The following is a 10,729-nucleotide window of genomic DNA, read 5'->3' as shown; positions in this document are numbered from 1 at the left end:
TCGAGCGGACTCTACTTCTACAGGATCGATGCTATTGGGATCGACGGTGTGAAGTTCACATCGATGAAGAAGCTCATGCTTATAAAATAAGACAGGAAAAACCAGTGACCACTGCCCAACAGGTGGTGGTCACTTTCTTATACCAATACGAATCCTGGAGACTACTGATACAGTAAGCTTTTATCTCTAATAAACAGAAACAGGATGCCGGATACTATAGTATTGCTTTTGATGCTGGAAAACTTTCCAGCGGGGTTTACTTCTGCCGGATGACCGCCAATACAATTAACGGCGACAAATTTGTGTCGGTGAAAAAACTATTGCTGACGAAGTAGAATTTGCGAAACTGCGACTCACTTTGAGGGTGAATCGCAGATATCCAACATCCGCACTAAGACCTGGAATTCTAATTTTACCCGAAATTTTCCTTGCTTTTCTTCCGACTCGATTGTAAAATCAATTATCGTTGGAGCTAATTCCGAGTTCCCACACAGACTTAGGTACCAATTTCAGGCGGGCTATCATCTCGCCGAATACAAGGTGTTATTTCGAGCGATATTTCTTACAGAGAGCAAAATCAGAGGAGAGTGAAATGGAGACCATGGTAGTTGATCATCGACAGCTTTATCGTCTCCCTTGGACATTACCGGACAACGCAATTGCATGGCTGGAACCGACTTCACAATGTAATCTTGCTTGCGACGGATGCTACAGGGAGAACGTCGTTTCTTCCCACAAACCACTCGAATTAGTAAAAAGTGAGATCGACACGTTTGCAAGGCTTAGAAACACAGATGGAATTTCAATAGCGGGAGGTGACCCGCTTATGCACCCGCAGATTATCGACATCGTCAAGGAAGTTGCCGCGCGCGACATGAAGCCGATCATTAACACGAACGGTCTCGCTCTCACAAAAGAACTCTTACATGAACTGAGAAATGCAGGCGTTTTCGGATTCACCTTTCACATAGACAGCAAGCAGAACCGCCCGGGCTGGAAAAATAAAAACGAAATCGAGCTTAACGATCTGAGACTGCAATATGCAGAAATGCTTGCCGAGGTGGGCGGCATTTCATGCTCGTTCAACTCGACCGTTTATGAAGATACAATTCAGTATGTCCCGGAAATGGTTGAGTGGGCAGCGAAGCATATCGACATTGTCCACGTCATGGTTTTTATCGCGTTTCGACAGGCTGTGCCGCAGATTCCGATGGACTGGTATGCCGGCGGAACTAAGATCGACATGAGCGGACTTGTCTACTCTACGGTAGAACAGCGTAAGATAGACATCATGTCGACCGATGTCGTACTCGAGCTCCGTAAACGCTTTCCCGAATTTAGTCCATGTGGATATCTCAATGGCACAGAAAAACCCGATTCATTCAAATGGCTCCTGTCCGTCCGCGCCGGAACCAAAGACAAGATCTTTGGCTACATGAAAAATAAATTCATAGAGTTCGTTCAAACGATTAACCATTTCAAATACGGAAAATATCTCGCATATAGCAGCCCTTCAACGTTGAAAACCGGAAGATCCGGACTCATGGCAGGTTCGCTGATCGACCATGGCGCACGAAAGGCGTTTGCGAACGGAATTCAGTGGATTCTGAAAAACCCTCTAAGAGCGTTCAAGCGCGTTTATTTCCAGTCAGTGATGATCATTCAACCGATTGACGTAATGGACGATGGAGGACAAAATATGTGTGACGGTTGCCCTGACATCACCGTACTCGATGGGAAGCTCGTTTGGTCTTGCAGACTCGAAGAGCCCAAACATTTCGGATGCTTTGTTCGCACCGTCCCGAGAGATGGATATAAGGTAAAGGCATGACAAAGACAAAAATTTCGTAACCGGAGGTACGTTACACTATCGCATTCCTTTTCGATCGCGGCGATGCCTACAGAATACAAGAAATGGAAGAGAGCCATTCATGCTGGAACACAATAGGCTATTGACAGAAAAAATTCTCGTCGTGATGCACATACTTCTTGGAGTGGGAGCCATGTTTGGCGGACTGACGTTCATCATCGATCCAAGCGGCAGGCTAATGAAAATGCCGGTCGAGTTTTTGAAGAACTCCCCTTTTAACAGCTTCCTAATACCCGGAATCATACTCTTCTTGATCGTGGGTATTCTTCCCCTTGTGGTCGCGTACGCACTAACCACAAAGAGACGATGGAGGATGGCAGACCTCCTTAACATTTTTCCAGAAATGTATTGGGGTTGGACATTCTCACTCTACATCGGCTTTGTCCTGGTTATCTGGATCGCATTGGAGGCATTCTATATCGGCGTCATGGCAGCAGTACATCTCGGTTACATTCTTTATGGGCTCGCAATCCAGGCCGTCACGCTCCTGCCGTCTGTGCAAAAAAATTACCTTATGATCGGAACAAACCGTTAAGCTGCAAGTCGCAGCATTTTTCAGAATATGAAAATCTGTTCTCTGAAGCTACGTTGAAAATCCAATCTTTCATTTTCATCTTGAGGCGTTTGGATATTATTCACCAGAATCTTGACAGCTCCAGGCAGAAACGGACTCCTTATGAGATTACTTGTAGCGCAAAAAGTTAATGAACAGATGAGAGACCTCATCCTGAGGAAAATTGGGGGCGGTCTTGAGGTCGACTTTCTATTTGGCGCCAGCGAAAAAGACCGTGTCGGACTATTGACACAGGCGGATCTGGTCCTGGCCATGAACCTCAGGCGAGATATCCATGATGATGAACTTCGATACTTGGGGAGGACGAGGCTTATTCAGATTACCCTTGCGGGTTCAGATGCAATCTCATTCGACAAGCTGGATCCCCGCATCATGGTCTGCAGCAACTCGGGAGCATACAGCAAACCTATTGCAGAACATGCGATAGGAATGATGCTAGCGTTGGCACGCAGCTTTCTGCCATTGCATCTCGGATTGGGCAGGGGTGTCTTCGATCAGAAGACAGCCCATAAGATGTTAAACGGATCGACGCTCGGAATAATCGGGTTCGGCGGAATAGGGAGGAGGACCGCGCAAATTGCGCGCGCCTTCGGCATGAAAATATTTGCCATAAACAGAAGCGGCACGACAAATGAAAAAATAGATTTTGTCGGAACACTTTCAGATCTGAATTTCGTCCTGCGCAAGTCGGACTTCATTTTGCTTTCGATCGCGCTGAATAAGAAGACCAAGAACCTTATCGGCAAGACCGAACTCGAGATGATGAAACCGGATGCAATTCTTGTTAATGTCGCACGAGGCGACCTGATAGACGAACAGAGTCTGTACCATCATCTAAAATCGCGCTCTCAATTCAAGGCGGCGATCGAAGCATGGTGGATCGAGCCCTTCAACTATCCTAAATTTGAGGTGCACTTCCCTTTTTTCGATCTGAATAATTTCCTCGGATCACCTCACAATTCATATTTGATCCCGGAAATTCATCTGACGGCGCTGGATATGGCTCTCGATAATATCCTGCGGTTCATGCGCGGTGATGCACCGTGGAACCTGCAAAAGCGCGAAGACTATTTATGAATCTCAAAATTCTGATATCGACCATCGAAGAAAACAAATTCGGGGTTCTAGACCCGTTCGAATCATTCTGAATCGAAGGTCTTTCTTATCCTTTTCTTTTCGGAAATCATTCTCTTTTCCCTCAGACGTTTCTCTTTTACGGCATTCGATGGCCGCGTGCGGATTCTTTTTTTGACAGGATTGATTGCCGCTCTTATTACTCTGACAAACTCCGCAATAATTGTCTCTTTATTTTCCCATTGGCTTCTCGATTTCTGGGAAGTCAGATGCAAAATCCCTTTCAAATCTATTTTGTTTTTCAGCGAGACCAAGATTTTCGAACGCTGTTCGTCTGAAAGCGATTGTGAATCGTTCACATTGAAAATCAGTTCAACGCGGGATTCCACTTTGTTCACATTTTGCCCGCCGGGTCCTCCGCTCCGTGAACTTCGGAAACTTATTTCGGAAAATGGAATCACCAGTTGCGACGATACCTTAATAAAACCAGGATTCATCGTGTTAAAAGGTAAATATTTTTGCAAGTGTAATTCCAATTTTGTTAAGTTCCACAAATAAAAAAAGACAGCACGGTAGGGAGATTACCCGTGCTGTCTCGGTTTAGCTTCGAGGTAGGATCTTTGGACTCCAATAAGAGTCCGAATTCTTAACCCCGCCTATTCTTATTTATTGATCCCAAAAGGGCCATTGTTATTCAAGCTGTGACCTCGGGATGAGCCTTTGCTCTTATTCCTCTTCTTCCTCGCCTGAAAATCCGTACTGAATCACCGAAAGATGACCGGTGCCTTGGCATTTTTCGCACTCAATGAAATCGAAACCGTCGCCATTTTTCGTGACACCGACAAATCGGGTGCCATTGCATGAGTCGCAGATTATATCATGCCGATATTCTTGCTGCAACATCAAACTCACTCCTTTACTTTTTACATCTCAATATAACTTGACGAAATAGCATAAGTCAATAGTCAATTCAAAATAAGACCAACAAATCTTTAATAAATTAAGTCATATATGTAATTCGGTAAATAATTCAAATAAATTACCACTATTTTATTTATTTATCTTACAATTCCTCAAAAACGTAACCACTTTCACCATGTTGAGAGAGATCGAGTCCTTCGATTTCATCGTCACCGAAAACACGCAGCCCCATCGTTTTGTCGAGGATCTTCAGAATAACCCACGATACCGCAAAAGCATAGGCGACCGCGACAATGACACACAAGAGCTGAACTCCCAATAACGAAAGGTTGCCATAGAACAGACCGTCGCCTCCAGCCGGATTGATGAGCTTCGTAGCGAACAGCCCCGTAGCAATTGCACCCCAGGAACCCCCTATGCCATGCACGCCGACGGTATCCAGCGAGTCATCATATCTAAATTTATCTTTCAATCTTATGCCGCAAAAGCAGACTATCCCACCGATCATCCCTATCACAAGGGCCGCAAGCGGACTCACAAAACCAGAGGCTGGAGTTATCGCAACCAAACCCGCGACGGCACCCGATGCTGCACCGAGGACTGTGGGCTTTCCCCGCGTGACCCACTCGGAGAACATCCATGATAGTGCGGCCGAGGCGGCAGCAACATGAGTGGCTACAAACGCAGACGTCGCGAGAGCACCAGAGGCAACCGCACTTCCCGCGTTAAAGCCAAACCATCCGAACCACAGAAGCGCCGCCCCCAACAAAGTCATCGTCATGTTGTGTGGAGGCATCGGTTCCTGTCCATAGGCTCGCCTTTTTCCTATGATGATTGCTGCAGCGAGAGCAGAGACGCCGGAACTCACGTGAACGACCAGCCCCCCTGCAAAATCCAACCCCCCGAGATTCTTTATCCAACCGCCCATTCCCCAAACCCAGTGTGCAAGCGGATCATACACAAGGGTCGCCCACAAAAGCAGAAATACGATGTATGTCTTGAACTTGAAGCGTTCTGCAAATGCTCCGGTAATCAATGCCGGAGTAATCACCGCAAACATCATCTGGAACATCATGTATGTCTGGTGTGGAATTGTCGGAGCATAATCAGGGTCAGGTGTAAGCCCGACTCCATTGAGTCCAAGCCATTTTAGACTTCCAATCACATGTCCGACGTCTGGTCCAAAGGCAAGTGAATAGCCGAAGAGTATCCACTGCACGGTGATGATACCGATAGCAACGAAACTCTGCATGATTGTTCCTAAAACATTTTTGCGCCTTACCATTCCTCCATAGAATAACGCAAGCCCGGGGGTCATTAACATTACCAAAGCTGTTGACACGAGCATCCATGCGGTGTCGCCTGAACTCACCGCGTCAGCCGGGTTGATCTGTGATGCCGGTACTTGCTGAATTGTTTGCGATGCGTTAGTTTGAGCGATACGAACATTGCCCGATTGAGCAGAAACGGATTGGGAAAAAAACAAAACAAACATTGTTGCCAAGAGGAGATAATAATTCTTCATACTTATTTCACCATTACTAACTATTTAATTTTCCATTTGGACGACATTGAGCTAAGCCTGCTTCACTGCGAAAAGATTAAGCAAAAACTTCTTAATATAATAACGATTTTATTTGATTTTACAAAATATATAGGGGATAATTTTTCCTGAAAACTTATAAAATTAGGCTTCTATGTGGATTTTCGATAAAAAGAAGAGGGGAAACTATTTATCATGCCAAAGTTGATATCGATCTCTACGGCAGAGCCACCGACGAAGGTTGAACAGACAGAAGTGCGCGAGTTTGTGCATGAATTGTTCTCCCGGCGGCGCGATGACATCGATCGATTGATGAAGGTATTTGAAAATTCCTCCATTGCCTCGCGTCACTTTACAGAGGACAGGTCGTGGTATGGCAAAGAACATGGTTTCGCGGAAAGGAATGAACTTTACATCCGCAGTGCGGTCCGATTGTCGGAGGAATGTTCCACGAAATGTCTCAATGGAGCCGGATTGAAACCTTCAGAAATTCACCATGTTGTTTTTATTTCGAGCACCGGACTTTCGACGCCGAGTATCGACGCGAGACTATTCAACACAATGAGATTCAATCCCCATATAAAGCGGACTCCTATCTGGGGTCTGGGATGCGCCGGAGGGGCAGCAGGATTGAGCCGCGTTCTCGAATACACCACCGCGATGCCTGCTCACGCGGCACTCTTGATCGCCGTCGAGCTTTGTGGACTCACTTTCCAAAAAGATGATTATAGTAAAAACAATCTGGTGGGTACATCTCTATTCTCCGACGGAGCGGCGGCGGCGGTAATTGTAGGTGACGAACACCCGCTTTCTAAAGACGATGGGGCAACCGGATATCCGGTCGGCATCAGTCTTTTGAATTCACTTTCGACAATATTCGACAATTCGTTGGATGTGATGGGCTGGGATATAGCAGACAACGGTTTGAAGGTAATTTTCAGCAAGGATATTCCAACGATTGTGCACAAATGTGTGCGTCAAAATGTGGAGGAGCTTGCAAAAGAGACGGGCATCAATCTGTCCGACATAAAGCATTTTGCCGTCCATCCTGGCGGACCAAAGGTCATGGATGCTTATGAGAATGCGCTGGGGTTACGAAGCGATGCACTTCGCTTCTCAAGAAAAGTTTTGCGCGAGCATGGTAACATGTCTTCGCCGACCGTCCTTTACGTTCTAAAAGAGTTCATCGAAAGTCGTGAGTTTAAACCGGGGGAATACGGCCTGATATCCGCCCTGGGTCCGGGTTTCAGTTCAGAATTGGTATTATTTAAAACAAATTGAACTTCTTCTGGATTTTTCTTCTCGTCATAATGGCGCAGAGAGCCTGCGAGCTGGTACTTGCTAAACGTCATGAAAAAAATTTAGTAAGCATCGGTGCTGTTGAAATCGACAACGTTGGGTATCGTTTCATCGTGGGGATGCACGTAGCATTCTTCGTTTCTCTCATTCTCGAAAAATCAATCTTCAGAACGACATTGAGCGAATGGTGGATTATTCTCTTCATGATTTTTTGTGCCGCACAAATTCTGCGTTATTGGGCAATGGTCACGCTTGGGACATACTGGAATACGAAGGTCCTTATCACTCCGCGTCGTCCCTTACTGAAGACTGGGCCTTATAAGATTCTACGCCATCCTAATTACGTTGCGGTGATAACGGAGCTCGCCGTGATACCGCTTATTTTTTCCTGCTATATCACGTCAATTGGTTTCACAATATTGAATGCCTTCATCATTCGTAGAAGGATACGAATCGAGACCCAGGCATTGACGACCCGTTGAATAAAAAGAAAAGCCGGGCGGAATTTACCACATAAGGCTTGTTCTGACGCATCTCTTCGTCCGCCCAGCTTTAAGAATATGAACCAATTTCTTGACCGTTTGGTTTCAACATGGCACAAGATTGAGGTCAAAACTACTACCCAAAACATGGAAACGTTGTCCGCTGATTGGTAATGGCTGATAGGAGTGTGTGACATCCCTGCTTTGACATCGGAGTTGTCAAATTGTGAAGAACGCTGCCAGAGGCACCTCCCATGAGAAAAGAGTCAGAAGGGACTAATGGCATCCTTCAGGCATTTTCTGTCTCCTCAATTTGTATTATCTTAATCTCGATAATTAAATTTGAATAGTACGATCCTACCTGTGTGCCAGTGCATCGAATCGTTTCGATGCGCAAACGCGTTGATGTGCTCAGGCGCGTGAACTTGTCGCGGTAAATTAACCCGAGTGTGTGAAGGATCCCTTTGAGAGAAAATTCTAAATGAGAAATTCTAAACTCCGAAATATTGCCATAATTGCACACGTCGATCATGGAAAGACAACGCTTGTTGACCACATGCTTAAACAAACCGGCACGTTCCGCGAAAATCAAAACATGGGGACTCGAATTCTCGACTCAAACGATCTTGAGCGCGAGAAAGGGATCACCATCCTTGCGAAAAACACATCGGTAAAATATAAAGATGTGAAAATAAACATCGTTGACACCCCCGGTCACTCCGATTTTGGCGGCGAAGTCGAGCGAACACTCATGATGGTCGACGGGGTACTTTTGCTCGTCGACGCGGCGGAAGGCCCGCTTCCGCAGACAAAGTTTGTCCTCCGCAAGGCGCTCGAATTGGACTTGAAACCTGTCGTAGTCATAAACAAAATTGACAGAAAGGATGCTCGGCCGGCTGAGGTGTTGAATGAAGTATATGATCTCTTCATTTCGCTCGGTGCAAATGACGAACAAATAGGCTTTCCCGTAATTTATACAATTGCGAAGCGAGGTGTTGCAAAATACTCACTCGAAGAAGAAAGCGCGGATCTCTCGCCGCTATTTGAAACGATACTGAAACATATTCCCGAGCCGCCGCATGATGCCGAATCGCCATTCCAAATGCTGGTCATGAACATCGAATACAACGACTATATTGGCCGCCTCGGCATCGGAAGGATTTTTCGTGGCACGATAAGAGACGGCGCGCCGATGCGCGTCGTTCACAAGGATGGAAGAGTTGAGGAAGCGTGCATAGCGAAGATCTATACATTCGAAGGTCTGAAGCGAAACGAGGTGCTAGAAGCGAGTGCCGGAGAAATTATCGCTCTGGCCGGGATGGAGGATGTAGATATCGGTGAGACCATTTGCGATCCCGCTGAAGTAACACCGCTCCCGTTCGTGAACATCGAGGAACCGACTATCTCGATGAACTTCATCGTAAATAATTCGCCATTTGCGGGAAGAGAGGGCAAGTATGTTACCACAAGGAATTTAGCGGAGCGATTGCAGCGTGAGCTTCGATCGAACGTCAGCCTTCGAGTCGAACCGGGAGATACTCCGGATATTTTCACCGTAAGCGGAAGAGGAGAGCTTCATCTTGCTATCCTTATCGAAACAATGCGCCGAGAAGGATTCGAATTCCAGGTCAGCAAGCCGAAAGTCATTTGCAAAACAATCGACGGTGAGCTTCACGAACCTATGGAGCATGCCGTTATAGACGTGCCGGACGAGTATGTTGGTACGGTAATCGATAACCTCAGCCGTCGAAAAGGCGAGATGAAAAGTTTACTGCCGGGTCACGGTAACACTCGTTTGGAATTTATCGTGCCGGCAAGAGGATTGATCGGATTCCGAACTGAATTTATGACGCAAACGAAGGGTAACGGAATTCTTCATCACAACTATCATGGATACGCACCCTACAAAGGCGAGATCGAGATGCGGAACAAAGGTGCGGTGGTCGCCCTCGAAACAGGGATTGCCGTAGCTTATGCCATGTGGAAGCTTGGTGAGAGGATGACATTCTTCATCGAGCCGGGGACAGAAGTCTATGCCGGAATGATAGTCGGGGAAAATTCGCGCGAAGATATAATCGTCGCCAATGTCTGCAAAACAAAACACTTGACCAACATGCGCGCGTCGGGTGCCGACGAGGCAATCCGACTTGAGCCTCCTGTCGTAATTACTGTCGAAAAGGCGATCGAATGGATCAACGAGAATGAATATGTCGAGTTTACCCCGAAATCGATCCGCCTCCGCGAAAAAATTCTCGACCATGATGAGCGCTACAAGGCGAGAAAGAAAACTGCGGTAGGATAAAAAATCTTAAACCGCCGACAACATTGCATCGACATCAGTTCTTTAACAGGCTGGTTGCTTTTGCGTCGCTATTTTTTTGTGAAATCCAAAAATGAAGCTGAGCCTGCCTCCTGATTCCATAAAATAGGATATATTTACGAAGGGGAATACGGTATGAAGCGAATTGCCCTTGCTTTCATTTGTTCCGTAATTGCTTCGAGTTTCGTTTTAGGACAACAGAATCCTCAAAAGAAATCAACGACCTATTCAAATTCCGTTTATCAGATAAGCCAGGGGTTCATCGATGCGAACGGAGTCATGATCTACTATGAAGAGTTCGGAAAAGGCAAGCCTCTGGTGATAGTCCGTGGCGGTCCCGGTGCGTCTCACGATCATTTCCTTCCATATCTCATTCCCCTTGCCAGAGACAACCGCTTGATCTTTATCGATGAGAGTGGATCGGGACGATCGCAGCAACTTGAGGACTCGACTCAATATTCCGTGGAGAATATGGTCGAGGACGTGGAGGCAATACGAAGGGGCTCGATCTCGGCAAGATTTCTCTCCTAGGCCACTCGTACGGCGGTGTCCTGGGACAGGCTTACGCCTTGAAGTACCAGCAGCACTTGAGCCATCTCATACTGTGCAGTACCTTTCCAAGCACGTCTCAAATGAACGAGGTCTT

General features: G+C 46.5%; 10 protein-coding genes. 7 read left to right on the top strand and 3 right to left on the bottom strand.

What is annotated here, in order from left to right:
• The first annotated feature begins 592 nt into the window (after positions 1–592).
• The 3 genes from VLX91_15430 to VLX91_15420 all read left to right on the top strand — a co-directional run bounded on the left by VLX91_15430 (position 593) and on the right by VLX91_15420 (position 3,521).
• Positions 593–1,831 (top strand): radical SAM protein, encoded by a 1,239-nt coding sequence (locus VLX91_15430; protein ID HUI31601.1) that lies wholly within the window; start codon positions 593–595, stop codon positions 1,829–1,831.
• Between the two features lie 100 nt (positions 1,832–1,931).
• Positions 1,932–2,405, top strand: coding sequence for a hypothetical protein (locus VLX91_15425; protein HUI31600.1), 474 nt, complete (start codon positions 1,932–1,934; stop codon positions 2,403–2,405).
• Positions 2,406–2,546: 141 nt separating this feature from the next.
• Positions 2,547–3,521, top strand: coding sequence for a 2-hydroxyacid dehydrogenase (locus VLX91_15420; protein ID HUI31599.1), 975 nt, complete (start codon positions 2,547–2,549; stop codon positions 3,519–3,521).
• Positions 3,522–3,583: 62 nt separating this feature from the next.
• On the opposite strand, the gene arfB is transcribed toward VLX91_15420, so the two are convergent.
• The 3 genes from arfB to VLX91_15405 form a co-directional block, all read right to left on the bottom strand.
• Entirely contained in the window at positions 3,584–4,015 is a 432-nt protein-coding gene (arfB, locus tag VLX91_15415) for an alternative ribosome rescue aminoacyl-tRNA hydrolase ArfB (protein ID HUI31598.1), read from the bottom strand.
• 229 nt (positions 4,016–4,244) lie between these two features.
• Positions 4,245–4,421, bottom strand: coding sequence for a hypothetical protein (locus tag VLX91_15410; GenBank protein HUI31597.1), 177 nt, complete (start codon positions 4,419–4,421; stop codon positions 4,245–4,247).
• Between the two features lie 160 nt (positions 4,422–4,581).
• On the bottom strand, positions 4,582–5,964 hold the full coding sequence (locus VLX91_15405) for an ammonium transporter (GenBank protein HUI31596.1): 1,383 nt from the start codon (positions 5,962–5,964) through the stop codon (positions 4,582–4,584).
• Positions 5,965–6,177: 213 nt separating this feature from the next.
• On the opposite strand from VLX91_15405, the gene VLX91_15400 reads away from it, so the two are divergent.
• The 4 genes from VLX91_15400 (at position 6,178) to VLX91_15385 (ending at position 10,614) form a co-directional block, all read left to right on the top strand.
• A complete protein-coding gene (locus VLX91_15400) occupies positions 6,178–7,263 on the top strand; it encodes a 3-oxoacyl-[acyl-carrier-protein] synthase III C-terminal domain-containing protein (protein HUI31595.1) in 1,086 nt (361 codons plus the stop codon).
• Positions 7,264–7,292: 29 nt separating this feature from the next.
• Positions 7,293–7,763: an isoprenylcysteine carboxylmethyltransferase family protein gene (locus VLX91_15395; GenBank protein ID HUI31594.1), complete on the top strand. Its 471-nt coding sequence runs from the start codon at positions 7,293–7,295 to the stop codon at positions 7,761–7,763.
• A 481-nt stretch (positions 7,764–8,244) separates the two neighbouring features.
• Positions 8,245–10,065, top strand: a complete 1,821-nt coding sequence (gene typA / locus VLX91_15390; protein ID HUI31593.1) for a translational GTPase TypA — start codon at positions 8,245–8,247, stop codon at positions 10,063–10,065.
• 153 nt (positions 10,066–10,218) lie between these two features.
• Entirely contained in the window at positions 10,219–10,614 is a 396-nt protein-coding gene (locus tag VLX91_15385) for an alpha/beta hydrolase (protein ID HUI31592.1), read from the top strand.
• The last annotated feature ends 115 nt before the right edge of the window (positions 10,615–10,729 follow it).

The sequence above is a fragment of the Candidatus Acidiferrales bacterium genome, from assembly GCA_035515795.1.
GTDB lineage: Bacteria > Bacteroidota > Ignavibacteria > Kryptoniales > JAKASW01 > JAKASW01.
Note: the sequence above shows the minus strand (reverse complement) of the source record. Positions and strands in the feature narration are given on the sequence as shown.

Bases quoted from the DNA above. Each gene is read 5' to 3' on its own strand.
- arfB (HUI31598.1), bottom strand. From the start codon at position 4,015: ATGAATCCTGGTTTTATTAAGGTATCGTCGCAACTGGTGATTCCATTT.
- typA (HUI31593.1), top strand. From the start codon at position 8,245: ATGAGAAATTCTAAACTCCGAAATATTGCCATAATTGCACACGTCGAT.
- VLX91_15405 (HUI31596.1), bottom strand. From the start codon at position 5,964: ATGAAGAATTATTATCTCCTCTTGGCAACAATGTTTGTTTTGTTTTTT.
- VLX91_15430 (HUI31601.1), top strand. From the start codon at position 593: ATGGAGACCATGGTAGTTGATCATCGACAGCTTTATCGTCTCCCTTGG.
- VLX91_15425 (HUI31600.1), top strand. From the start codon at position 1,932: ATGCTGGAACACAATAGGCTATTGACAGAAAAAATTCTCGTCGTGATG.
- VLX91_15385 (HUI31592.1), top strand. From the start codon at position 10,219: ATGAAGCGAATTGCCCTTGCTTTCATTTGTTCCGTAATTGCTTCGAGT.
- VLX91_15410 (HUI31597.1), bottom strand. From the start codon at position 4,421: ATGTTGCAGCAAGAATATCGGCATGATATAATCTGCGACTCATGCAAT.
- VLX91_15395 (HUI31594.1), top strand. From the start codon at position 7,293: ATGGCGCAGAGAGCCTGCGAGCTGGTACTTGCTAAACGTCATGAAAAA.
- VLX91_15420 (HUI31599.1), top strand. From the start codon at position 2,547: ATGAGATTACTTGTAGCGCAAAAAGTTAATGAACAGATGAGAGACCTC.
- VLX91_15400 (HUI31595.1), top strand. From the start codon at position 6,178: ATGCCAAAGTTGATATCGATCTCTACGGCAGAGCCACCGACGAAGGTT.